The sequence below is a fragment of the Acinetobacter sp. C26M genome (assembly GCF_023702675.1).
Classification (GTDB): Bacteria; Pseudomonadota; Gammaproteobacteria; order Pseudomonadales; family Moraxellaceae; genus Acinetobacter.
On sequence record NZ_CP098478.1, the window covers coordinates 2,449,312 to 2,474,672 of the forward strand.

The 25,361-nt window shown below is 42.0% G+C and carries 25 protein-coding genes; 6 read left to right on the top strand and 19 right to left on the bottom strand.

Going from position 1 to position 25,361, the window contains the following annotated elements:
- Nucleotides 1-54 precede the first annotated feature (54 nt).
- Complete coding sequence (gene leuE, locus NDN11_RS11260) at nucleotides 55-705, top strand: leucine efflux protein LeuE (RefSeq protein ID WP_167249413.1); 651 nt, start codon at nucleotides 55-57, stop codon at nucleotides 703-705.
- A gap of 108 nt (nucleotides 706-813) precedes the next feature.
- Nucleotides 814-1,992 (top strand): benzoate/H(+) symporter BenE family transporter, encoded by a 1,179-nt coding sequence (locus tag NDN11_RS11265; protein WP_251109667.1) that lies wholly within the window; start codon nucleotides 814-816, stop codon nucleotides 1,990-1,992.
- 43 nt (nucleotides 1,993-2,035) lie between these two features.
- Here the strand turns inward: NDN11_RS11265 and NDN11_RS11270 are convergent, their stop codons facing one another.
- From NDN11_RS11270 to pepN, 6 genes are all read right to left on the bottom strand, one after another.
- The gene (locus NDN11_RS11270) at nucleotides 2,036-3,868 is read right to left on the bottom strand and encodes a monovalent cation:proton antiporter-2 (CPA2) family protein (RefSeq protein ID WP_251109668.1); all 1,833 of its coding nucleotides are present in this window, start codon (nucleotides 3,866-3,868) and stop codon (nucleotides 2,036-2,038) included.
- Nucleotides 3,869-3,982: 114 nt separating this feature from the next.
- Complete coding sequence (locus tag NDN11_RS11275; RefSeq protein ID WP_167249407.1) at nucleotides 3,983-4,702, bottom strand: MgtC/SapB family protein; 720 nt, start codon at nucleotides 4,700-4,702, stop codon at nucleotides 3,983-3,985.
- 56 nt (nucleotides 4,703-4,758) lie between these two features.
- Nucleotides 4,759-5,454, bottom strand: coding sequence for a PA4824 family protein (locus NDN11_RS11280; protein ID WP_251109669.1), 696 nt, complete (start codon nucleotides 5,452-5,454; stop codon nucleotides 4,759-4,761).
- Nucleotides 5,455-5,763: 309 nt separating this feature from the next.
- Entirely contained in the window at nucleotides 5,764-6,201 is a 438-nt protein-coding gene (locus tag NDN11_RS11285) for an RDD family protein (protein WP_251109670.1), read from the bottom strand.
- A 66-nt stretch (nucleotides 6,202-6,267) separates the two neighbouring features.
- On the bottom strand, nucleotides 6,268-6,954 hold the full coding sequence (locus NDN11_RS11290; protein WP_251109671.1) for a dienelactone hydrolase family protein: 687 nt from the start codon (nucleotides 6,952-6,954) through the stop codon (nucleotides 6,268-6,270).
- A gap of 110 nt (nucleotides 6,955-7,064) precedes the next feature.
- Nucleotides 7,065-9,671, bottom strand: a complete 2,607-nt coding sequence (gene pepN / locus NDN11_RS11295) for an aminopeptidase N (protein WP_251109672.1) — start codon at nucleotides 9,669-9,671, stop codon at nucleotides 7,065-7,067.
- Nucleotides 9,672-10,017: 346 nt separating this feature from the next.
- Between pepN and NDN11_RS11300 the strand changes: the two genes are divergently transcribed.
- A complete protein-coding gene (locus tag NDN11_RS11300) occupies nucleotides 10,018-10,275 on the top strand; it encodes a hypothetical protein (protein WP_167249397.1) in 258 nt (85 codons plus the stop codon).
- Between the two features lie 61 nt (nucleotides 10,276-10,336).
- On the opposite strand, the gene NDN11_RS11305 is transcribed toward NDN11_RS11300, so the two are convergent.
- The 3 genes from NDN11_RS11305 to NDN11_RS11315 form a co-directional block, all read right to left on the bottom strand.
- Nucleotides 10,337-10,810 carry a DUF2147 domain-containing protein gene (locus NDN11_RS11305; protein WP_251109673.1) on the bottom strand — a complete coding sequence of 158 codons (474 nt, stop codon included), beginning with the start codon at nucleotides 10,808-10,810 and terminating at the stop codon, nucleotides 10,337-10,339.
- Between the two features lie 217 nt (nucleotides 10,811-11,027).
- Nucleotides 11,028-11,504 carry a DUF2147 domain-containing protein gene (locus tag NDN11_RS11310; RefSeq protein ID WP_167249393.1) on the bottom strand — a complete coding sequence of 159 codons (477 nt, stop codon included), beginning with the start codon at nucleotides 11,502-11,504 and terminating at the stop codon, nucleotides 11,028-11,030.
- Nucleotides 11,505-11,647: 143 nt separating this feature from the next.
- Complete coding sequence (locus NDN11_RS11315) at nucleotides 11,648-12,121, bottom strand: DUF2147 domain-containing protein (protein ID WP_251109674.1); 474 nt, start codon at nucleotides 12,119-12,121, stop codon at nucleotides 11,648-11,650.
- Between the two features lie 230 nt (nucleotides 12,122-12,351).
- On the opposite strand from NDN11_RS11315, the gene NDN11_RS11320 reads away from it, so the two are divergent.
- The gene (locus tag NDN11_RS11320; protein WP_251109675.1) at nucleotides 12,352-13,512 is read left to right on the top strand and encodes a hypothetical protein; all 1,161 of its coding nucleotides are present in this window, start codon (nucleotides 12,352-12,354) and stop codon (nucleotides 13,510-13,512) included.
- 23 nt (nucleotides 13,513-13,535) lie between these two features.
- Nucleotides 13,536-14,351 carry a hydroxyethylthiazole kinase gene (gene thiM / locus NDN11_RS11325; protein WP_251109676.1) on the top strand — a complete coding sequence of 272 codons (816 nt, stop codon included), beginning with the start codon at nucleotides 13,536-13,538 and terminating at the stop codon, nucleotides 14,349-14,351.
- A 90-nt stretch (nucleotides 14,352-14,441) separates the two neighbouring features.
- On the opposite strand, the gene NDN11_RS11330 is transcribed toward thiM, so the two are convergent.
- From NDN11_RS11330 to NDN11_RS11340, 3 genes are read right to left on the bottom strand one after another with little or no spacing between them, the layout of a single operon-like run.
- Nucleotides 14,442-15,611: a cyanate transporter gene (locus NDN11_RS11330; protein WP_251111539.1), complete on the bottom strand. Its 1,170-nt coding sequence runs from the start codon at nucleotides 15,609-15,611 to the stop codon at nucleotides 14,442-14,444.
- Between the two features lie 23 nt (nucleotides 15,612-15,634).
- Nucleotides 15,635-16,096, bottom strand: a complete 462-nt coding sequence (locus NDN11_RS11335; RefSeq protein ID WP_251109677.1) for a nucleoside deaminase — start codon at nucleotides 16,094-16,096, stop codon at nucleotides 15,635-15,637.
- Nucleotide 16,097: 1 nt separating this feature from the next.
- Nucleotides 16,098-16,784, bottom strand: a complete 687-nt coding sequence (locus NDN11_RS11340; RefSeq protein WP_251109678.1) for an ankyrin repeat domain-containing protein — start codon at nucleotides 16,782-16,784, stop codon at nucleotides 16,098-16,100.
- Between the two features lie 177 nt (nucleotides 16,785-16,961).
- Here NDN11_RS11340 and NDN11_RS11345 point away from each other — a divergent pair, with 177 nt between their 5' ends.
- Nucleotides 16,962-17,825, top strand: a complete 864-nt coding sequence (locus NDN11_RS11345; RefSeq protein WP_251109679.1) for a LysR family transcriptional regulator — start codon at nucleotides 16,962-16,964, stop codon at nucleotides 17,823-17,825.
- A 39-nt stretch (nucleotides 17,826-17,864) separates the two neighbouring features.
- On the opposite strand, the gene NDN11_RS11350 is transcribed toward NDN11_RS11345, so the two are convergent.
- The 7 genes from NDN11_RS11350 to NDN11_RS11380 all read right to left on the bottom strand — a co-directional run bounded on the left by NDN11_RS11350 (nucleotide 17,865) and on the right by NDN11_RS11380 (nucleotide 25,352).
- The gene (locus NDN11_RS11350) at nucleotides 17,865-19,058 is read right to left on the bottom strand and encodes a hypothetical protein (RefSeq protein WP_251109680.1); all 1,194 of its coding nucleotides are present in this window, start codon (nucleotides 19,056-19,058) and stop codon (nucleotides 17,865-17,867) included.
- A 147-nt stretch (nucleotides 19,059-19,205) separates the two neighbouring features.
- On the bottom strand, nucleotides 19,206-20,846 hold the full coding sequence (locus NDN11_RS11355) for a thiamine pyrophosphate-binding protein (protein ID WP_251109681.1): 1,641 nt from the start codon (nucleotides 20,844-20,846) through the stop codon (nucleotides 19,206-19,208).
- A 38-nt stretch (nucleotides 20,847-20,884) separates the two neighbouring features.
- Entirely contained in the window at nucleotides 20,885-22,351 is a 1,467-nt protein-coding gene (locus NDN11_RS11360) for an aldehyde dehydrogenase (protein ID WP_005295293.1), read from the bottom strand.
- Nucleotides 22,352-22,363: 12 nt separating this feature from the next.
- On the bottom strand, nucleotides 22,364-23,155 hold the full coding sequence (locus NDN11_RS11365; RefSeq protein ID WP_251109682.1) for an aspartate dehydrogenase: 792 nt from the start codon (nucleotides 23,153-23,155) through the stop codon (nucleotides 22,364-22,366).
- 9 nt (nucleotides 23,156-23,164) lie between these two features.
- Nucleotides 23,165-23,959, bottom strand: coding sequence for an SDR family oxidoreductase (locus NDN11_RS11370; protein WP_167249365.1), 795 nt, complete (start codon nucleotides 23,957-23,959; stop codon nucleotides 23,165-23,167).
- Nucleotides 23,960-23,981: 22 nt separating this feature from the next.
- Nucleotides 23,982-24,797, bottom strand: a complete 816-nt coding sequence (locus NDN11_RS11375; RefSeq protein ID WP_251109683.1) for an alpha/beta fold hydrolase — start codon at nucleotides 24,795-24,797, stop codon at nucleotides 23,982-23,984.
- 33 nt (nucleotides 24,798-24,830) lie between these two features.
- Nucleotides 24,831-25,352, bottom strand: a complete 522-nt coding sequence (locus NDN11_RS11380; protein WP_004652930.1) for a cupin domain-containing protein — start codon at nucleotides 25,350-25,352, stop codon at nucleotides 24,831-24,833.
- Nucleotides 25,353-25,361 lie beyond the last annotated feature (9 nt).

A 25,361-nucleotide genomic window follows, 5' to 3' on the forward strand; every position in this document is an offset into this window, starting at 1 on the left:
ATAAAAACCGATTTTTGCTATATTAGCGAAAATCGGTTTTTTAATGAGTTCATCGTGTTCGGCATAACAGATTTAACCACATATATTATTGGTACAATCTTAATTGTGTTATTACCCGGTCCGAACTCGTTATATGTAATGTCCGTGGCATCACGTTATGGTATCCGTACGGGTTATGCCGCAGCTTGTGGGGTATTTACTGGGGATTCGATTTTAATTCTCTGTACAGTACTAGGTGCAGCTTCTTTACTCAAAGCTTTCCCAATCCTGTTTATTATTCTTAAATTAACAGGTGCTTGTTATCTCGCTTATTTGGGCTTTAAGTTATTACAAGGCGCTTACCAAACATGGAATAAACCACCTCACCATGCCGAACTAGCTGACCTACCTAAACTTGATCAAGTCCATCCATACCGTACTGCGCTCAGTATCAGCTTACTTAACCCTAAAGCAATCTTATTTTTCCTGTCTTTCTTTGTACAGTTTGTTGAACCTGACTACGCCTACCCAGCAATTAGCTTTTTAATGTTAGCGCTGATTGTCCAGATTGTAAGTTTTAGCTATTTAACCGCCCTTATTTTTTCGGGAGTGAAACTTGCTGGCTTCTTTAAACATAATTATAAATTGGCAGCGACGGGTATTTGTCTTGTTGGAATATTATTCTTTGGTTTCGGTTTAAGGCTAGCAACTTCAACGTTAAGCTAATTCAGTTTTTGATTGAACGATCAATTTATTCAATCATTTTAGAACTACGATTTCAGGCGCATTAACGATATACTTTTCAACAAATTTTAATCAAGTATAGATGCATAGATGCAACGTCTCATCCAAGATTTCTCGATTCCTGCCGTTTTTGCTGGCTTTATTACTTTCTTAATCGGAATTAGTGTTTCCGCCATCCTTGTCATCCAAGGTGCACAGTCTTTAGGTGCCAATACCGCGCAAATCAGTTCTTGGTTTTGGGCATTGGGACTTGCGATTGGTCTCTCGGGCTTGATTCTATCTTGGAAATATAAATATCCCGTTGCTACCGCATGGTCGACTCCGGGGATTGCACTGATCATTGCCTCGACAGGCCATTATGATTTGTATGAAGCGATTGGTGCCTTCCTTATTTGTGGTATTGCTATTGCCATTGTTGGCTTTTCAGGTATTTTCCAGAAGTTATTGGCACATATTCCACAAAGTTTAACCTGTGCCATGCTGGCAGGCATTTTATTAAAATTTGGTATTCAGATTTTTAGCAGCTTAGAAAGCCATCTTGGTTTTATCTTGAGTATGCTGGTGATCTATTTGGTTTCAAAACGCTTATTTCCACGATACAGCATTGTGCTGACCGTGATTTTAGGTGCAGCGATCTGCCCTTTGTTTATTGACTTTAAACTACAGGCAATTACATGGTCACTGACTCGACCGATCTGGATGCAACCCTCTTTTTCTTGGTCTGCTATTTTAGGTCTAGCTTTGCCACTGTTTGTCATCAATATGACTTCGCAGAACTTACCAGGGATTGCCATGATTAAAAGCTATGGCTATCACCCACATGTCAATCAATTGGTCGGCTGGACAGGTGTTGCTCATGCTGTTTTTGCGCCTTTCGGCTGTTTCTCAATAAACTTGGCTGCGATTAGTGCGGCAGTCAGCTTAGATGATCAAGTTCATCCTGACCCAAGCAAACGTTATATTGCAGGTATTAGCTGTGGTCTGTTCTATATTCTCATGGGACTTTTCGCAGCAACACTTGTCAGCTTGCTGATGTCATTCCCACAAATCTTTATTGTGGCACTTGCTGGAATCGCTTTATTTGCAACAATTAGCCATAACATTGCAGTTGCTTTTTCTAATGTTGAAGAACGTGAAGCTGCGCTACTCACCTTTTTATGTAGTGCTTCTGGTGTTCAATTTTGGGGAATTGGTTCAGCATTTTGGGGCCTGCTATTGGGTATCTTCGTGCTGATCTTATTTAGATTTAAAGCAAAAAATAAGCCTTAGTTAAACTAAGGCTTATTTGAATCTTCCGGAATAGAATTAGTTGTTACTTTTCTTCTAGGTCTTTCTGTGCATCCTCGTCATTTAAAATTCGACCAACCTGTTTAGGTCGAATCAATGGTGCCGTTGGGCGTGGATGAGCATGGGTATACTGCAAACCCACACCTGCATAGACATCATCCGCAGCGATCTCTGTTTCAAAACGCTCCTCATCACGCTCTCGAATCTCATCGCTAATAAGCCGTACATCATCTTCATCAACACCCAACTCTTGCAGAATCACCTCACCAAACTTGATCGCAGATTCGAAGGTTTCCCGAATCATATAATCCACTTTTTGTTTGACGAGGTAGAGCGAATGCTCACGGTCATATGAACGAACCAAAAGTTTTGCCAATGGGAATTCATGCGTAACCAATTCGACAATACGATTCGTGGTCTCTTTGCTATCCACACAAACCACAATGGCTTGAGCCGAAGATGCACCTGAAGCATGCAGAATGTCTAAACGACCACCGTCACCATAGTAGATTTTAAAACCAAACTTTTCCGCGTTTTGAATCATGTCGATGTCATTATCAATAATCGTAACATCAACACCTCGCGCCAGTAACAATTGACTGGTTACCTGCCCAAAACGACCAAAACCAATCATCAGCACACTACCACTCAAGCCTTCAGCAATATTGACATTTTCCAAGCTGATTTGATCTTTGCTTTCAGTAAAGCGTTTAAAAATGATACCCAGAATTGGGGTGAGTACCATCGATAGAACCACAATCGCAGTTAAATTCGACTTAATTGAATTATCAATCACTTGCGCACTAACTGCGGCTGCAAACAGTACAAAAGCGAACTCGCCACCTTGAGCCATCAGCAATGCCCGATCCAGAGCTTCAGTATGCGAACTTTTGGTGACACGTGCCACGATATAAATCAGCAAGGCCTTGGCAAACATCATTGCCAAAACCCCACTGATAATCAGTTGCCAGTTTTGTGCGACCACCGATAAATCCAATGACATTCCGACACCAAGGAAGAATAGCCCCAACAGTAATCCGCGGAATGGTTCAATATCGGCTTCGATTTGATGTCTAAAGGTTGATTCAGATAGCAATACACCTGCGAGGAAAGCACCCATCGCCATGGATAAACCACTGACCTGCATCAACAATGCTGCACCTAACACGACCAAAAGTGCAGCAGCCGTCATGACTTCTCTGGCTTTTGCCGCAGCGAGCAATCTAAATAACGGATTCAGTAACCAATACCCTGCTGCAATTAATCCAGCAATCGCAATTAAACCAAGGCCAATACTTTCTAAACGGGTAGAAGTTGTCTCTACCACATGGTTAGGTGCCATGAAAGCAACAATTGCCAATAACGGAACAATCAGCAGATCTTCAAACAATAAAATTGAGACAATCTTTTGTCCCTGTGGTTGAGCAATATCACCACGATCACCAAGTAGTTGCATGACAATCGCTGTTGAGGTCAATACAAAACCTGCCGCACCAATAAACGCAACTTGCCATGTAAATCCAAAGAGTAAACCAACTCCAGTCAGTGCTAAAGCACACGCAATAATTTGTAAAGTACCGAGTCCAAAGATTTCACGCCTCAAACTCCATAAATGTGAAGGTTGCATTTCCAAACCAATCACAAATAAGTACATCACAATCCCTAATTCAGCAATATGCAGAATCGAAGCAGAGTCATGAAAGAAGGCCAAACCAAAAGGGCCAATAATGAGACCCGCAATTAGATAGCCAAGTACTGAGCCCAAGCCAATACGTTTAAAAATTGGAACGGCAATTACAGCAGCAGCAAGCAAGACCACTGGCGCAATTAAACTGATTGAATGTGCTTCTGAACTCATACTGTTCTCATTGTTATCAAGCTGGCTTCATTTTATGTGAAACAATCGACATTTTATATATCATTAATAGGACAATGTATCCCAACTCCATGATATAGAAAATATTTCTAAGGTTTAATTTATCGCATTTTTGTCCCAAAATGCTTGCCGGATTTGTGGCATGGCATTTAAATGATTGATAATGTGTTGTGCTTCTTCTGCGTCGATGGACGTGGCAATCAAGGTCACCTCAATTTCTACCTCTTTTTCACCAAACGGTGTCACATCAATATCTTTAGCAGGATAATTATGATGCTTTAGAGTTAAATTAAGTTCATCCATCACCGCCTTACTCTGGCTGCGATCGCAAATAATATAGATAACATGTAAAACCTCAGTATCATCATCAATCGGACGACGATCAATTGCATGTACAATCGGTCTGAGCAAAGTATTCGCAGCTAGAATAAAAGCTGTCGCTAACACAGCTTCAATAATTAAGTCTGAACCAGCAGATGCTCCCACGGCGGCTGAACACCATAAAGTGGCAGCCGTGTTTAAACCATGAATATTACCTTCTTGGCGCATAATCACACCCGCACCCAAGAAACCAATGCCTGAAACCACATAAGCAATCACGCGAACTGCCCCTTCTGCACCGGTTAAATTGGTGGCAATATCGACAAAAATCGCAGCGCCAACGGCAACTAAAACATTGGTTCTTAATCCCGCTGTTCGCTGCCGATACTGACGTTCAAATCCAATCAATGCACCTAAAATAAATGCTGCCGAAAGACTGATCAATGTATCAGCGATATTTGATAAATCAATATTTTGTAAAAACTTTAATTGCATCTTACACCTATTTATTTTCAATCATTTTAATGGTGGCTAAAGTGAATTTAAGGCAATTATGATGATGGTGTAAAACTGAGCCCTACTCCAAACCAATGCTGTTTCAAGGAACTTAAACGGTCACCAAATGAGGCTTCTAAGGTCAAAACATTTGGGATAACACTGTACTGTACAGCGGTTTGAAAGAAAGGTGTATGACGATCTTGATTATAGGTTTCAAGCGTCAACCCTAAGCGTTCAGTCATGGCATAGGTAGATGCAACCCCCCAACGCAGCAAACGTTCATCTGCATGTTGATAACCGATATTACTATCCAGTTGTAAACGCTGTTCTAAAAAATGAAAGCTTACAGGCACATTTAAAAACCAGTCCAGATCACGACCATGATGTTTTACATCATCTCGTGATAGCAATAAACTACTGGCAACACCCCAATTATTTTCCATTGGCTTTAAAATGGTTTTGGCTTGAGCTGAAAAGCCATGAATCTGATCTTGATCTTTACTTGAATGATAACCTAACGATACTTCTAAATTTTGATTGAGGTTACATGCTGGAACAACTTGATAAGACCAAGTTCCGTCTTTGTTATAGCTATAAGTACTTTCTAGCTGACACTGTTGTGCCGCTGTAATAGAGACATCATCGGTGTTGATGAGTGGACCCGCCTTAGCCTTTTGGGTCAGTATTAATCCAGATAACACAAAGATGTTAAGAACAGCAAACCATTGAATGGAAGCGTGAAAAAACATAGGCTTCTCCCCATTTTTGGTGAGAAACTAAACAGGATGCAGTCAATATAATAAATTTTGTGGATACAGCAAAATTTTATAGGAGGGTTTAGATCATTTTAGCAAAGCTATCTCATTGCAAGATAGCCGACCTAAATGGCACGCTTGCTCAGTATTCGCTTTGGCTTAATCCTTTATTAAACCCGAACCTCGAACAACTTCCCATTTAGGATCTCCGTGAATAAACTCACGGGCATTATAGGACATGCGAATTGATTCACAAGCCCTATCGTATGAATTTTTTATTACATGATAAAATTTCGCTCTAAATTAAAGCTCTCTCACCACAACAGTTTTTGCCATTTTGTCGTGCCAGCCTTGCTTTTTAGAATCAAAAGCCACCCAGATTAAACCAATAAAAAATACTAATGTTGCTGGGATATAGCCAATGTAGCGAATGATAGCTTGCCCGACAGTCACATTTTCACCCGTTTTTTCATCCAACACTTTTAATCGAAGTAGACGTTTACCTGGTGTCCCTGCAAATTTAATCCAGCAGAAAATATAAAATACTGCGGCTAGAATTTGCCAAATCCAATCTGCCGTAGACATAAATTGGAATGATGAAAAACCATCAGAGGCAACTGTGGTATTGCCACCACCAAAAATCATGGTTAATGGAATCATGGCAACCATCACAATGATTGAATCAATAATCGCGGCACCGAAACGTATCCAGAAGCCCGCATATTCATATTGTTGAGACATATTTCCCCTCGCTTTTTTATTTCTATAAATGAATCTTGGTCAATAATACCTTGTTGTTCCAATGATTTATATTGTGTTTTGTTTTAATTCTCGCTCAAAAAAATCAACAGTCCGCTGCCACACGACTTGGGCTTCAGGCAAACCCCGACTAACACTGCGGAAACCATGCGGCATATTATAGGTATAAGCTTCAACCCGATCCCCCAATTGCTGAATCAGTTTATTACGCTTGGTCGCTGGGCAAAATGGATCTACGGTAGACCAATGTCCTTGTAGAATACGAACGTCATCCAGAGACTCTTTGTTTGGAACACCCGCACCTTGAATCCCCAGAGAATGATGATAAACCACAGGCGCTAGCATATCTTCGCGCTTGGCCATCTGAATCACATAACCACCCGTTAAGCACTGCCCTAACATACCTAAACGACCATTCGAGCGAGGATCTGCCTTTAAGGCATCTAACAAGACATGAATTTCTTGATTAACTTCACTGTCCGCTGCATTGATACGTCCTGCTTTGCTCACCATGGCACGAATACAGTACTTCACTGCGCCACCACTAAATAAATTAGGCACATAAACCAAATAGCCACGATCAGCCAAATCTTGTGCATCTTCTCGATAGACATCGAGGATACCAAATAGCTCGTGTAGCAATAATATAGCTGGTGCTTTTTCAGAGTTATGTTTAGGTGCATACACTTCAACTTCTATTTGACGTGTCGGTAATGTGATTGTTTTTATTTCCATTGCAGTCATCCGTTACATTCGAATGATTTCCATACTATTTCTGACAATACTAATTGTCAAATAAAAAAGGATGTCTGACGACATCCTTTTTTATTCACTAAATTTGTAGATTAAATACTGAGTAAACTGTTCAATGTTTCAGCTACATTTTTAGATTTTACTTTAGGTTGCAATGCCTTAAGTGCTTGTTGAACCTGACTACGCTGTGGTTCAGCTAAGGTGTACCAACGTGATAGCACTTGTAATAAACGCGAACCTAAAATTGGGTTTTTCTCATCCAGATAAGCTGCAAGCTCAATAAAATGATCAACACCAAAGCTCCACGTATTGACTGGATTTGCAGCCAGACCACCACTCACAGCACGGATACGGTTTGGTGTACCCAAATCATAATCCGCATGTTTGGTAAGATACTGAATGGTTTCCGCTGTCGCACATGGATTCGAAGCTTGGATGCTAAACCATTGATCTAAAGACAAGGCTTCATCTTTAAAGCGGTTATAGAAATCAGCCAATGCTGCTTGGGCTTGTGGTGCATCATTCCAGACCAAAACACGTAAGGCCCCTAAACGTTCAGACATATTACCTGTTTGTTGATATTGGCTATAAGCCAGATCAAAGACAGACTCATCACCTTGACGTGCCAACATATTCAAGGTGATATTTTTCAATGAACGCACGCCCATTGCCAAAGAAAACTCTTTTTGCTGGTCAGGATCTAAGGCTAAATAGGTCTCTTTCCAGAATGAACCTAGGTCACGCGCTAAACGATCCAGCACCGCTTCACGCTTTTCACGAATCAGTTCAGGTTCATAATCTTGATCAATACGGCTACCTAAATAGTTTTCGCTTGGTACATCAAATAAACGCGATGCCAATAACGGATCTTTATTCACTAAGTCTGGCAAGGTATTTTTAATTGCCTGAATATAGGTGTCCACCTTATGGTCTTCTAAAAGAATACGTTCCAATAAAGTTTGTGTCGCTTGCCATTGGTTAAAGCCATTGGTTTCGTGCTGAATCAAGAAGGCAAGATCATCATTGGAATAATCAAAAACTAAATTCACAGGGGCAGAAAAATTACGCAATAACGAAGCCACAGGTTGCTCTGTCACCCCTGTAAATTCAATTGTTGCTTCATCTTGATCAAATAAATACACACCATCTTTGACCTCATTCACAAACAGATCAGTACTGTGCAAGGTATATTGTTCACCGGTATTGGCATTAAATAATGCGAGAGCCACAGGAATTGGTACGGCTTTGAGGTTTGGATATTTTGGATGTGCTTTCAAGCTTTGTTTGAAGCTTAAACGATAAGTCTGTGCAGCAGCATCATATTCACCCGTAGCTTCTAACTTTGGTGTACCAGGTTGGTTATACCAAGTGAGGAAGTTAGAGAGATCAACACCTGAACCTGCGCTCAATGCCGCAACCCAATCTTCAACTGTGACCGCTTGCCCATCATGGCGTAGGAAATATTCATCAGTCCCTTGACGGTATTTTTCTTTACCTAATAACGTTGCCATCATGCGATTGATTTCAGCACCCTTCTCATACACTGTCGCGGTATAGAAGTTGTTGATTTCGACAAAATGGTCTGGACGTGGCGGATGAGACAATGGACCAGCATCTTCAGGGAATTGATGCGATTTCAATACCGCTACATCATCAATTCGTTGTACAGCTGCTGATTGTAAATCTTCAGAGAAAGATTGATCACGGAAAACCGTTAAGCCCTCTTTTAGACACAATTGGAACCAGTCACGACAGGTAATTCGGTTGCCTGTCCAGTTATGGAAATATTCATGAGCAATGACTGACTGTACTCGCATGATCGCAGCATCAGTGGTGTATTCCTCATCGGCAAGCACACAAGACGTATTAAAGATATTTAAACCTTTATTTTCCATTGCCCCCATGTTGAACTGACTGACCGCGACAATCATGTAGTTATCGAGATCGTAAGGACGACCATAGTGTTCTTCGTCCCAACGCATTGAATGCTTTAACGCCTCCATTGCGATGTGACATTTCGGAATATCTTTCTCGATTGCATAAATTTCTAAAGCAACATCACGACCTTCAGAAGTAGTATAACGATCCTTAAGTACCGCCAAATCACCAATCACACAGGCAAATAAATAGCTTGGTTTTTTGGTCGGATCTTGCCAGATCGCAAAATGACGACCTTCACCAGCCTCGCCTGTTTCCAATAAATTACCATTAGCAAGTAGAACAGGATATTTTTTATCGGCTTCGACACGCGTGGTAAATTCAGCCAATACATCAGGACGGTCAGGATAGAAGGTAATTTTACGGAAACCTTCGGGCTCATTCTGAGTTACGAATAAATCACCCGCCTTGTATAAACCTTCAAGCTGCGTATTTGACTCAGGGTGAATCACCACTTGAATTTGCAAAATGACCTGATCTGGTGCATCTGTGATCAGCAATTGCTCATCGTTTAAATCATATTGCGCTGCACTCAGGATTTGCCCATTCAGTTGAATCGACTTTAATTCAAGATCGCGCCCCAAAAGTACCAAAGCACTAGTCGTTTGACGTTTCATCACTAAGGTTGAGTCAACAATCGTATGATCATCATAGACTTGAATATCTAAGTTAATTGATTCAACCAAGAATGCTGGCTTTTGGTAGTCTTTTAAATAAATCGTTTGATCTGCTTGTACAGGGGGCTGAGCCGCAATATTCATCGGTATTCCTTATCTTTCATCATGTCGTTTAGATGGTCTTGTTGGCAAGACTTCTTGATTAGTCGATCATACGCCAACTTACAAAACCTGTCTTTAGAGCCACATACCAGTTTTAAGAATTTTATTGGGTTTACTTTTCACGTTTTCAAATTTATTTAGCAAATGGCATGCCGTTTAGACAAAATTACAACATAGTTTTCCATTCTTAAATAAATGCTACAGAATCGAATGGGTTTTATCGCTCAACTTACATTTTTTTCCCGAGTTTTACATTTTGTGCACGGTTATTGCTTAACCTAATATGCCAATGTAAGTAAATACAATAAAACACACGAGGGTAAAGACGATGGAATTAAAAGCACACCTATATCGTTTAGAAAATATCAAAGCGATCCATGACCTCGCTAAAGCTGGCGTGGATCATCATGTAATTTCAGTTTTTTTAACAGCAGAGGGAATTGAACTGACAACTTTAGAAGTGACCAATATTGTCAATACATACGATGCGCTTGGTAAAGAAAAGCTACCAAGCAAGAAAGTACAAGCACTTATTAATGCAAAAAAAATCGGTCAGGAGGACGAAAACTTGCCATGCCCTGTTTAACACTCACTTTAACCATAAAAAAACCTCGAAGCGAATTCGAGGTTTTTTTATAAATATTCGATTATGGTGTTGCGTTATCAGTACGTAGCCAAACGACAGTACGACCCAGTGCTGAAACGCCCATATAGCCGCGCATGCGTAAACGTTTACCTTCGCCAGTGACGACACCTTTACCTTTGTAGATACGACCTGAAGTTGGTTCTAATACACGCCCATCGATATAAGAGTCAGGTTTATTTGGATCTTCTTTAAAGCCTGATAAAATTTCTAGCCCAAGAATTGGCTTATTGGTATTCGGTGCTGCACATTTGGTGCAATTGGTGAGCGCAATACCATGTGAGTTTGGATAGCGATAAACAATCTTCCCATGATAACGGCCGTCATTTCCTTTACGGATTTCTACGATTGAGAGTTGTTCACCAGTACGCTCTTCGATACTTTTCCAGTAGCCTTCAATAGAAGCTGCGAAAGTCGTTGCGCTTGCACAAGCAATAGTGAGCCCCATGATTCCGTTCATGAGCATACGATTTAGCATATTAACCCCGTCTTAAAAAAGTAACCTATTCATCTTTATAGGTTTAATGCACGGAAATTATCACACTTTTACCCAAGTTACACTGTACGCTAGCGTTCATTTGTATAAGAAGTAGCTAATCTAGCTGCTTGATTTCACAGCATCTTGTACATTCTTTAGCTTAAATAAAAAAGCCCAAACGAGTCGTTTAGGCTTTCTTAAAAAAAACAACAACTATTTAAGGATTCGCACTGTCGGTACGAATCCAAACTTGGGTGCGTCCCAATGCAGAAATTCCCATATAACCACGCATACGCAGACGCTTTCCATCCGAACTCAGTTGCGCTTTTCCTTTATAGATATTACCTGTTTTAGGCTCTAGTACCCGACCATCAATATATTGATTTGGATTCTTAGGGTCTTCTTTCAATCCCCACGCAATTTGTAGCCCTTGAATCGGTTTATTTTTAAAAGGTTCAGGACATTTCACACAGTTGGTGAGTACCGTCCCGCCACCTAAAACGGGATAACGATAAACAATCGTTCCCGTATAGGTATTATCTGGTTTTTTCTTAATTTCTACGATTGAAAGCTGCTCGCCAGTACGATCATCAATACTTTTCCAAAATCCTTCAGGCGTAGAGGCAAAACTAAGCGTTGTGAATACAGTCAAAGAAATGCCCATGATTCCTTTCATGAGTGTGTTTTTTTGCATAATAAGCTCCGTAATGCAAAATCGATCCATCTATCCCTTCATTTTTATGCGAATGTATAGAAACAGTCAACACAAGCAAAAGATATTTAATTGTTTAAAATCAAATAAAATTTTAATCAATTCACACAATTAAAAATAAATGATTAAGGATTGGCACTGTCCTTGCGAATCCACACCACAGTCCGACCTAAAGCAGAAATTCCCACATAACCACGCATATGCAAACGTTTACCATCGGCCGTCAAACGTGCTTTACCTTTATACACTTTGCCAGTTTTGCTTTCGACTATTCGGCCATTGATAAAGCTATCGGGCTTTTTAGGGTCTTCAACCAGCCCTGTTAACACTTCTAAGCCCAGTCGTGGCTTTCCAGTATAGGGCGGCGGGCAATTCACACAATGTGTCACCACGGTACCTTGCGCATTAGGATAAATATAAACAATTTTGCCACGATAGGTATTGTCAGGGGCTTTTCTTATTTCAATGATGGTCAGTTGTTCTCCAGTTCGATCATCAATACTACGCCAATACCCTTCGATTGGATCTGCGTATGTGAAAATACTGCTCAAACACATCATTATGCCAATAACAGATTGTATCCAAATCCGATTATTCATGTTTTCCCCTTTGCTTTTACTTTGTTCAATTCATATTGAGTTATGCTTCTAATTGGCGCAGAAATTTACCATATTTTAAAAAACAGCAAAGTTATAGGATTATCTTTTATATAAAATTCAGTCAATTAAGTCTCATTTTGTTCTTAATTTTTATCTATATATAATCTTTGCATCACTCCTAGGATTGAGCATGTATAATTCTCTATTTAACGGTTATAGGCTTAATATCAATGGATTTACAGATTCTACAAAAACAGTTAGATGAAAGTAGCCATTGCCCCCTATGCCAAGCCTCTATGTTTTGGGTTGAGGCTGAACAATACAACCAAGAGTTTCAATTTCACGAATGCAGCCACTGCCAGCATCGTGTCTTTAAAAGTGATATCAAACTGAATTGTCACTGCGCCCAATGTACAGCCTTGCGGAAAAAACAGACCCAACAAACAATTTTGCAAGAGCAACGCAAATATAAAATCAAAGACGAAGTGATTTATAGCCTGAATCAACTTAGTTTTTTGCATAAATTATTCTTACTCAGCTTGCTAGACAGCTATGCACGTGAGGATGTACAACATGATGAGCTGATTCATTGGCAGAATATTAAATATCGAGAATTTACCCCCAACTACTTATTTCAGAACCATTTAGTTCAAGAATTACTTAAATTGGGAGTATTTAAGCCAAAAGATACGGCTTTGGAAACGGAACATTATTATTTGAATATCCGTCTGGATGGTTATTCAGACCCTAGCTTGTTTAGCATAACTCAGCAATTACGCCATTGGTTCTATGAAAACCTGAGTCAAGGTATTCCATTTAAAAGCACCGATGAAGTCAAAGATGCACTTTACCTTGTGCTCTATCAAGAAATTGTGCAGTTTATGCAGTTCTATTGTCGGACTTGGGGCATTCAAATTGCGGGCAATCGGCCATTTCAAGCCTTTTGCTACCGTTTAATGGAAGGTTTGGCTGTAGGTCAAATTTTTTATTTGATTCAAACCGCTTTAGAATATTTACATAAACAAAATGCTTTGCAGCCAAGAAATGATAAGTTTATCAATACCAACTTATTAAAAAAGACCTTGGAACAATATCGTGAGCGTGCTTTAGCTGAGCGATGGGAAACCACCACCTTACCAAGACCTTATACCATTCCATTCAGTAAAATGAGTGAAGTCCTGCTGTTTAAATTTTTGGGTTATGACGAAAGTATATTTATTCAGCCAGTTTGGAAATCTTGGCGAAAAATCGAACCTCGCTTAAGTTTCTACTCGGTTAAACGTTGTATGTACTGCGGCTCAAATGATTTGATCGTGGATTATGATGCGACAGATTATGTGTCATTGATTTGTCGCAGATGCAAGCATCAAGATCATTATTTCACTCGCTAAGATATCGATATTAAGGATGTGCCATGTCACACAAACAACAACTGATTGATCAAGTCATCGACGCTTGGCGTGCCTTACAACAACAAACACCGTTAGTGCAATGCATGACCAATAGCGTTGCCAACAATTATGTGGCGAATATCTTACTTGCAGCAGGCGCCTCGCCAGCCATGATTGATAACCCATTTGAAGCTGAAGACTTCACCAAAATCAGTGCTGCCTTAAGTATCAATATTGGAACACCGACGACAGAACAAACTCAAGCCATGTTAATTTCGGCTCAAACTGCCCAACAACATCTGGTACCTTGGGTACTCGACCCTGTCGGTTATGGTGCAGTGTTAAAGTGGCGTAGTGAAACGGTCAATCAACTATTAAAGTTTCAACCCAATATTATTCGTGGCAATGCTTCTGAAATCAGTACTTTAGCAGGCAGTCAGATTCAGTCTAAAGGCGTGGATAGTACTTTGAATAGCCATGATGTCTATACGCAAGCAAAAAGCCTATTGCAGCATACTGAATGCGTTGCTATTTCTGGTGAATCAGACTTTATCATCTCCAAACAACTCGACACTATAATTAAAGTCAATGGTGGCTGTTATTTACAACCAAAAATTACCGCAACAGGTTGTGCTTTAGGTGCATTAACCGCTGCCTATCATGCTGTCAGCAATCCGAGCATTGCTGCACTTGCCTCACATATCCATTTTGCCATAGCAGGTAAGCTTGCCTATGAGCATGCGCAAACGGTGGGGAGCTTTAATGTGGCATTTCTTGATTATGTGCATATGCTGGATGACAATTTAATCCAGCAATATGTGGATATTGAAATCCTTTAAGCTGCAATTCTGCAAAATAAAAAACACATCAAAAGATGTGTTTTTTATGATCAAACTCAATGACTACAATTTTCTTATTATTCTGTTCCACTAAGAATGGAGCACTTTATGATAATGCTGCGGATTGAGTCGAATCATCAATCCAGCAACAATCACCACCATAGTTAAATGCCAAATCCATCCTGCATTATAAGTTCCCGTTATGTCATGCAATACTGCAACCCACCAAGGTGCAATCGCAGCCAATAGAAATCCCCCACCCTGCATTAAGGCTGAAAGTTGTCCCGCATGTGCAGGATCAGGCAAATGGTCGAGTACCACGATCATCAACAAAGCAAAGCATCCGCCTAAACCCGCTCCTACGGTAATTGCCCAAAGGTAAGGCAAAGCATCTGCAAAAAAAGCCAAGCCTGAAAAACCAATCAGTTGCAAAATTAGAGTTAATCCCATCCAGATTCGACGATCTTTGTTTTTACGCGATAAATACGGTAAAACGAGCGCAGCACTGGCCTGACTAAGTGTTAGCGCAGCCATCAAATTCCCACTCGCAGTGGCAGTCCAACCATGTACTTGAAATGCAGGTGCAAGCCACGCAACAATCGAGCTATAGCCTCCATTAATCAAACCAAAACAGCAGATCAGCAACCATGTTCTTGGCTGTTTTAATAACAATATCACCGACGGCATTTTTTTATGCGGAGATACAGATTTGGTCAGGAAACAACTTGCGAATAACAACGCAAGGAATGCAGGTAACACAAAAATAGAAAGACCAACTTTCCAATCACCACTAATACTGGTCACCATCGGGGCAAGCACGGCTCCCAGTGCCCCACCACCCATCAGCATGGCTGAGTACAGCCCCATCATTGGGCTGAGATGATCACGAAACTCTCTTTTAATCAAACTTGGAAAAACCGCTTGAACAACAGCGACACCAAAACCAATGATGGCAGCGGTTAAAATTAGAACCCATCCATTTACAGCAACAAAACGTAAGCCACACCCCAAGCCAATCAGGATCAATGCCCCAACAATGGCACGACGTTCGCCAAGCAGCTTTTGTAGAACTGGACCAACAAAGGCAACGAGCCCCATAAGCAGCATCGGCACTAAAGTTAATAATGCAATACCTTGCAAACTCAAACCCGTACTTGTCCGAATTTGACTAGCAACAGGTCCAACACTGGTCATAAATGGACGAAGGTTCAATCCAACCAAGGCAACCGTTGTCACCAAAAATATTCGGTTATTTTGCATATTCATCTTTTCTATCACACTGCTTAGGTCATGGATTTCCAGTAAGCATATAAATCTGGTTTTTCTTCTATTCGGACTGGAATATAGCGAATATTCATCGACTGCTCTGCAAAGGGTTTAGCAAGATCAGCATAAATCGCTGCTGTTGATAACCCAAACGGTTCACCATCTTCATTCGAATGTGCATAGCTCACCGCCTGAATCCCAGCTAAACGCATGGCTGCCATACACATCGGACAAGGCTGCCCACTGGCAAATATGACACAGCCTTCAAGATTGGCTGTACCCAAACGTTGGCTTGCAGCACGGATTGCCAGTAACTCAGCATGTGCTGTAGGATCGTTGCTTTTTAAAATCTCATTCACACCTGTGGCAATAACTGTTCCATCTTTCACGACAACCGCAGCAAAAGGACGACCTCCTTGCTGACAATTTTGATAGGCCAATTCTATGGTCTGACGTAGAAAATCTGTTGCTTGTTCCATCTTAATGTTCCATAAATCTTGGTTTCGCACCTGCAGCTAATAATGCTTTCTCAATATGTGTATAGCCACGAGCATGTGCATGTTCAAGCGGTGTAATTCCATCACCATCAGCAATATTGACATTGGCTCCCGCTGCAATCAGTAAATCGACAATCTGCTGATACGGTTGAGTACCATTACCTAAAATGATCGCTTCCAATAGAGCCGTCCAGCCTAAGTTATTGATGTGATCAACATCGATACCCGCTGCGATCAGCCTACGTACAGTATCCACATGACCTCGTTCGGCGGCTGGAATCAACGCTGTACCACCATAGCGGTTGGTACTTTTTAGATCAGCGCCATGCTGCAAAGTCATATTCAATATTTTTAAATAGCCACGCGCGCCAGCATAAAGATAAGGACTGTCTTGAATGCGATCTTTGGCATTGACATCCGCACCTGCATCAATCAGAAATTGTGCAGCGTGAACATTGTTAGCACGTGTTGCGATCATTAAAGCGGTTGAGCCTGAAGCATCACGTGCATCAATCTGAATATTTTTAGCGATTAATTGTTGAATCTGTGCCACATCATTGCGCGCAGCAGCAGTATGTAAGGCATCTTCTTGCATAGGATCTCCCGAAGTTGCATGACTACATGCCGTCACCGCTAGTGTAAATACAGCTGACATTAATGATTTGTGCATATACAAACTCCAAGAATTCGTCCTGACAAATGAAAATGGATTGAATGAATAATTGCGCTTAGGATAATGAGATTTATTGATATTTAAAAATTAAATTAATTAATCAAATGTATTAAGATAATGAATAGTTAACTGATTCAAATCGCTTACCACACGTGTGTTCAAGGGTTGCTTTCTATGTTCGATCCACGCTTACTCCGAGCCTTCGTCACTATTTTCGAAGCTGGTAGCTTTACCTTAGCTGCTGAACGCTTGCATATGACCCAATCCACGGTCAGTCAGCAACTCGCCAGATTAGAAGAGTGTGTGGGCAAACAATTGATTGATCGAAATGCACGCCCCCTACAACTCACAAGCTCAGGTGAATATTTAATTAGTTATGCACGGCGGATTTTGGCCTTACAACAAGAGGCTGAAAATATTCTAGGTGATCCAGCAGGTACCATTCCGATTCGAATCGGCTTGCCAGAAGATATAATGAATACCGACATGGCTTTGGCGTTGAGCGCATTTAGTAAGGAAAATCGTACCGTCCGACTAGATGTGACAGCTGGATTAAGCCGTGATCTTATGGAACGCTATCGCAGTGGGCAGTTTGATATTGTGGTTGTCAAAGAAATGGCTGCAAGCTCTGACCACCATGCAACATTTCCAGAAGAAATCGCATGGTTTGAAAGCATCGATCACAGCAAACAATGGTCTGAACCGATCCCATTGGTGACCTTCCCACAAGGAGGACTGTACCGTGAGGAAATGTTTGAACGTATTGAGCGCGAACGCAAACATTGGTATATCGCATTTACCAGTAATAGCTTGGCAAGTGTATTGGTTGGTGTCCAAACAGGTTTAGGTTTATCGCTATTGCCTGTAGCAACAACTAAAGGTCATCGGGTTCGTGAATACCTTCCTTTAGGCAAGGCACCCAGCATGACTGTTTCAATCTATGCATGGGACAAAGAGGGTCTCATCTCAAAATTACTGCAACGTATGACTGCTGTACTGCAACAGCGTTTTGATCTGTCACAAACCGAGTCAAGTTAGCAGCGTTCAGCATGACAAAGATGAACGCTGTTGTGAAATTTAGAAACTAAAGCCAATATTTAAATTAATGCGGTATAACCATTGATCGCTATAGGGTGAAACCGTTGAGGTATAACCTGTCGCATTGGAAGCCCCGCCAATAATATTGGAGTTTTTACCCCAGGTATAATCAGCCCACACCATAAACGGCGAAGCAATAAACATCATCCCTGTGGTATTCATTTGTGAAGCCGACCAGTCATCACGTTTCTTGTCCATATAACTATAATCATTATAAAAACGGATGGCTTTGAGTTTGCCCATGTCCTGCACAGGCAAGGTATAAGCGAGGTTTAAACTGGCAACTGTGGCTTCCGAAGCAATGAAATAAGCAGGTGTAAAGCCATTATTCCCCATCAAGGTAACATCATTGCTGACACCCTCAGGGTTTTTAGCATCATATTGATAATGAATCACTGAGCTTTGTAGATTAAAGCGTTTGTAATTATTATCACTGTGCAAACCGACTGCATAATATTGGCCATTTTTATCGGTGGTTTTATTATGCAATTGTGCAATAGCTCCTGACACACCAAATTCTTGCTTACCAAAATCAGTTTCTAACTTACGTACAATACGTGTGTTAAATTGATGACGCTTTTCATTTTGATAGGCTTTTTGGGTGGGAAACGCATTATCGGCCAAATCATCATAGGTGGCACTTTCAGGTGAGTAACGCAGACTGGTATCTAGCATTTGCGGATAATAACCCAGTTTAATATCCCAATCCTTGTTATTAAAATTCCAGTTCAAACCTGGCGCAATGTTGTTGCCGTAGCCCAAGAAAAAAGGAATATGATAGGTCCAGCCATTTTGTGGATAAGGATAAATTGCAAAAGGTTTATACACCAGACCAGCTTCGATACTATTATTTTGATCAAGCTTATAGCCGACATAAGCTTTCTCAATCGAGCGTTTCTCTTGATCCTGAAACAGATAACTGGCATTAAAATAAGCGTCGTCAAATTTACCTTTTAGATCTACCCTGAAAATATCAAAATAAAGTTTACCAAAACCGCCATTGGGCCCTTCCCAATTTTCATAACGTTGGTTGAGTCGCACCACGCCACCGAGTTTTACCGAATCCGTTCCGTCTTCACTTTTCCATTCTAGTGCTGAGCTTTGTGCAAAAACATGGGATGTGGTACCCAAATAAAATACAGCAAGCATCGCGACCATTGATGTCTTTTTCATATTTACTTCCTTTGCTTTCATTCCAACGATCCTGTTGGCTAGTTTTTTGTTTTACCTATAAAACATAGTTTTTATCGTTTTATGAGCAAAAAAATTTGCTCATAAAACGGTCTTCACATCAGCACGGACTGCCAATGCTCAGGGGGATTAGTACAATTTTTTCTGTGGTGGACCAGCAAAGTTTAATGGCCCAATTGAATGCATATCCAGCTCGATCACACTTGGCCCTTGAAAATCAACAGCTTCTTGAATCACGGTCTTGAATTCATCGGCACTGCCCACTTTCCAACTTTTCACACCCATTGCTTCACCTAGAACCTTATAGTCGGGGGTATGCAATTCATTGAAATACTGGCGACCACCGAAGTAATTCTTTTGAATGCCACGCATCACGCCATAGCCACCGTCATTCATGATCATCAGCACCATATTGGTATTTTCCTGTGCCATGGTTGCGATTTCACCAATGCCTAACATCAAACCGCCATCACCGACCAAGCCAATGACTTTCTTGTCTGGATTGGCAATCGATGCACCAATCGCCGTTGCCAGACCTAGACCAATTGCACCTGCTAGAGAATGAATATTCTGGTTTGGTGCCTGTACTGGGAATAAACGGCTGCCCCATGTACTGCCAGACATAGTAATGTCGCGTACAAAAATACCGTCTTGTGGTAATGCGGCACGTAAGTGATCGCAGATTAAAGCGTATTGATCCAACTGGATACGAAGCGCATCAATCGCAGCCTGTTTTGCCTTCACCATCGCTGCATCATATTCCGTATCGACTTTTGAGATACCTTGCAAGCCCGTCAATACGCGTTGCAACACATCTTTGGCATCACCACAAATAAAGTTACGAACTTTGTAATTACGTTGTTGTGCTACAGGATTGGCATCAATCTGGATAATATTGTCAGGGAACTGCACTGAATAGGTCTTGGTTTCATTACTACGTAAACGCGAACCCACCACTACCAATAGATCAGCCTCTTTAAGTAACTGCTCAACGCCAGCCGAGTTATGGAATGCACCTAAACTACGAGGATGATCATCTGCCAACACGCCACGTGCATGTGTTGATGACACTACAGGAATCCCAAGATCAGCAATGGCTTTGACTTCCGCAACGCTATTCAAGGTACCGCCACCAATCCAGAATACAGGACGTTTGGCTTTCTTCAGTTCTTCAACGATTAAGTCGACTTCGACCTGTTCAGCTTGTGGTAATTCAAGGGCTTTTACTGGACCTAAGTTCAGCGGCAAATCGATTTCGGCTGCTTGCACATCAATCGGTAACTCAACACTGACTGGTCCCATCGGTACTGTAGTGGCTACACGAATCGCTTCACGAATCACACCCACTGCATTGTCAGGGCTGGTAATACGAAATGCTGCCTTGCTTGATGCACGTAAGAAGGTGAGCTGATCTTTGGTTTCATGAATAAAACTGGCATCACGATCCAAGTATTCACGCTCCACCTGTCCAGTTAAATGCAACACTGGACTGCCTGCATTCATTGCCTCGATCAGTGAACCGACTGCATTACCTGAACCCGCGCCAGTACTGGTAAGCGCCACACCGAGTCCTTTAAAGCGTGAGTGACCATCTGCCATCGTGACCGCGCCCGCTTCACCGCGTGCCGCTACAAAACGGATTTTTTCACGGCGACCCACTGCATCGGCAATTGGTAAGTTATGGATTGAGATCACCCCATACATACTGTCTACTTGATGTGCTTCTAAAACACGGGCGATGGCTTCGCCGACATTTACACGTTCTGTCATTTGTATATTCCTCAAAAACTGTTCATTCCATGAATGTATTAATTCGCCCAAGGATTTGGCTGCTCGCTTAATCCCATATAGATGCTTTTTTGTTGCATATAAGACAAAATGCCTAATCGACCTTTTTCACGCCCGATCCCACTTTCTTTAAAACCACCAAATGGTGCTGAAATAGAGAACTTCTTATAGGTATTGATCCAGACCGTACCGACTTCTAAAGCACGGGCGATTTGCCATGCCTTACGATAGTTTTCAGTCCAGATGCCTGCCGCAAGACCAAAACAACTGTCATTGGCTTGTGCAAGCAAGTCTTGTTCATCGTCATATTTCATCACCACCAGCACAGGGCCAAAAATCTCTTCCTGACAGGTTTGTGCTGAATTACTTAAACCCGTGATAATGGTTGGCAAGTAATAACTCCCTTTGGCAAACTCACCTTCGGTTAAAGCATGACCACCCACAAGGACTTGTCCACCTTCTTGTTTCGCGAGCTGTACATAGTCATCTACAGAAGCCAAATGCTTCGGGTTAATCAAAGAACCGAGATGTACACCCGCAGTTTCAGGATGTCCAACACGCAAGCCTTTGGTGATCTCAACCAAACGACTTAGAAATTGATCATAGATGCTGCTGTGCACGAATAGACGTGAGCCTGCAATACAGGCTTGTCCAGCCGAACTAAAGATGCCGTAAGCCACACCTTTCGCTGCCAATTCGATATCTGCATCTGGCAACACAATCGTTGGAGACTTTCCACCAAGCTCTAAAGATGTGGTGATCAGTTTGTCAGCTGCTAAATGTGCCAGATGACGACCAGTGGTCGTCCCACCCGTAAATGAAATCTTACGCACCAGAGGATGCTTCACGATCGCATCACCAATCACCGAACCTCGTCCGACCAATACACTGAGCAAACCTTTCGGTAGGCCTGCTTCTTCAAAGATTTTTGCAAGTTCCAACGCAATCAAAGAAGTGACTTCTGCTGGTTTTAGAATCACCGCATTACCACCCGCAAGTGCAGGTGCTAATTTCTGTACCTCACTGGCAATCGGTGAATTCCACGGGGTAATTGCAGCCACCACACCCACAGGTTCATGCACACTCATGGTCATAAAATCTGCGGCACGCTGCGTGGTCAACTCATCATTCAAGGTTTCACACGCTGCTGCCACATAGCGCGCTGTTGCTGCTGCACTCATGGTCAAGGCACGGGTTTCAGCCAACGGCTTGCCATTATCACGGGTTTGCAGCTTTGAAAGCTCATCCACACGCGCTTCAATAATGTCGGCCACTTTATATAAAATACGGGCACGTTCATGTGGCATGCTGTTGCGCCACTCCGCCTTACGCCAAGCCGCATCTGCCTTTTCAATGGCTTCATTGACATCGTCTAAACTCGCCGTTGAAATTTCCGCATTCACCGATTGATCTGCTGGAAATAAACTTTGAATCGTAGCACCTTTGCCTAATCGCCATTCACCAGCGATATAAATTTCCTTTACCATGATCAAATCCTTTTAAATCTGAATTGCTTCAACACTATTGCGGCAAGCGCGAATCACACTTAATGCAGCCAAGGTTGAGGTTTTCGGGTTACTCGCCAATGGCACACCCACCAACTCGATTGTCATTTCACCGAATACACCTTCTGCCACAATGGTGTGCTTGTTTTTGTTGATGCTCGGATCAACCGTCAGCTCAACCATGGTGTCATCCATACCCAATCCTGCCAGTGCAATCGTGGCTGCTACATTGGCATTGGCTGGAAACTTCAAAGCTGCTTCTCTGGCTGTACCACGGAAAAAAACCGTAGCTTCGCTAACCTGATCAAGGTCAACCAATTGTTCCGCATAACTGCCACGCCAGCTTTTTGGACTTTTGCAGCCCTTATAAGTAACCTTTTCCAGACCACCTTCTTTGGCCGCAGAGATACCATCAATCCCTGCAATTGCACCCGCTAAAAGGTGCAAATGCGCATCGTGTTGTTCTGCGGTTGATTTCAGTTGAATTAAAAATTCGTTATCCGCCAACGTGCCCACTGAAATCAGGCCAATGGTCCAGCCTTTTTCGAGAACTTTTTGCGCGTGTTCTTTCACCGCAGCCTGGCCTGCCACTTCAATCACGTAGTCAGGTGTCCCCTGACATTCATCAATTGAAGAAATCACCTGTACATCAGCAGCAACCTGCGCCTGTACTTTTTCGATACTGCGAGCAGGTACCACAATCCATTTAAGTTGCAGGTCTTGAGGCATGTGGGCATACACTTCTGCCGCCATCGCACCGAAACCAATCATCATCAACTGTTTCATGTGAACACCTTATAAATGTTTGTTAAATCCACCAGAGACATCGAGTGTCGAAGCTGTGGTATACGAAGCTAAAGGTGATGCCAAGAACACCAAGGCACGTGCTGGTTCTTCTGGCTTGCCTAGACGTTGCATTGGAATGCCACGGTTTTTGGCGATATTGCCTGTCCACTGTTCCCATGTTGCATTTGGATCAGAACGGGTTTCAAAACGGCGTTTCCATTGTGCTGATTCCACCATGCCCAAAAGAATTGAATTGACACGAACACCGTACTGGGTAAATTCATGTGCCAGTGAATGGGTTAGATTCAGCAATGCTGCACGTGCAGATGAAGTTGCGATCATGTGTGGTTCAGGTTGCAGTGCCAGCAAAGAATTGACATTGGTAATCGACCCGCATGCCGAATGTTTTAAATCGTTTAAAAATGCCCGTACTGGATGTAATACACTGAAATACTTCAGTTCAATTTCTTTCATCCAGTCTTCATCTTGGGTATTTTCAAAATTAGACACACGCCCCTGACCTGCGTTATTGATCAGCATGTCGACATTGCCCAGATTTTGGTTTACCTGTTGTGCAAAGCGTTTTACATCTTCTTTATCCAAAACATTGCAGATACTGGTGAAGATATTGGCATGCGGATATTTTTCTAAAATATATAGTTTTGATGAAGCTAGACGTTGCTCATCTCGACCGCACCATGCCACCTTGGCACCTTCTGCAACTAAAATTTCGACTGCAGCCAAACCAATGCCTGACGAGCCACCTGTGACAACTGCTACTTTTCCTTCAACTTGGAAGCTCATATCCATATCTCTCGTTTAAGTCTTAATGTGCCGATAGAACAATGTCGTTAAACTGTTCAGGTTGATCGACATAACTCAAATGACCTGCATCTGTAATGAGATGACATCGGCTCAATTGCATTTCTACAGCAAGCTCCTTGATCGCTTGTGCAGGTGTAATTCCATCCTTGTTACCCGCAATCACCACACACGGAACAGTCAGTTCTGTTAAATAATTTCGAATTTCGTCATAGGCCAACACATAAGATGCTCGGGTAAAACCATCTAATGTTAGTTGCCCCATCACCTCACTGACCAAAGCCAGTGCCTGAGGGTCTTGTTTATAAATCAAATGCGGTCCACGGCTGGCAGCCATGCCTGCATTGCCTAAGCTTTTCAACATATCTGGGCGTTTTTGATAGACCTGTGCTTTGGTATCTTCATCGGAACGTTGGTAGCCTTGTGCTACGTTGGCAAGCACTAAAGTCTGTACCCGTTCAGGATAAAGATGGGCAACCGCACTGGCCTGTAAGGCACCCAATGAATGACCAATTACAACGGCTTTTGCAATGTTCAATGCATCCATCAATCCCAATACTCGCTCCGCATAATCGGCTGCATTGGGTTGATCTGTGTTTAAACCATCGGATAAGCCATAACCAGGTGCATCCCAAGCAATCACATGGAAATGCTGACCAAGTGTCTCTAGCTGATTGATCCAAGAAGCAGAACCCGAGCTAATCCCATGCAATAAAATCAGCGGTTGGCCTTGACCTGCCTCACGATAGGCTTGCATCTGACCATTTACTGCAATAGTTTTGACTGGGTATATGGCTAAGCGCTCAATCAGTGTCATCATTTCATTCCTTTTATTTGGCTTAAATCATTCGAATTAACGTTTGATTTGCGACAATGGATGCTCAGGCGGATAGTTCGGAATAGTCGGTTTTCCTGCACCCAACATCACACACATCAAGGCATCTTCCTGACCTGGATTAAATAAGCCACGATAAATACCCGGTGGAATCGAAATCAGATCACGCTCTTTCAGTCTGGTCTCGAACTTTTCACCGTTATGTTCAATGAACAGGTCAATCTCGCCACGTAACATGAAAAACACTTCTTCTACATCGTGATGAATATGCAAAGGTCCTTCACACTGTGCAGGTAAAACCATGGTTGAGAAGGTAAAGTTTTCTGCTGGAACCGTATTACCATCATTGACTACACCAGTCGCACCAGTACCCATATAACGCATTTGTGCACGACGATATTTCGGGTCGTAGTCCGCTTGGAACTTCAAAGCATCGAAATCATATTTACGTGTTTCAAAGCGTGCGATTCGTGTATTCAACCAGTCTTGTAAATTTGTACCTTCAGGTTGTGTCCATGATTCGAATTGTTGAGTAGTCATGTTTTAACT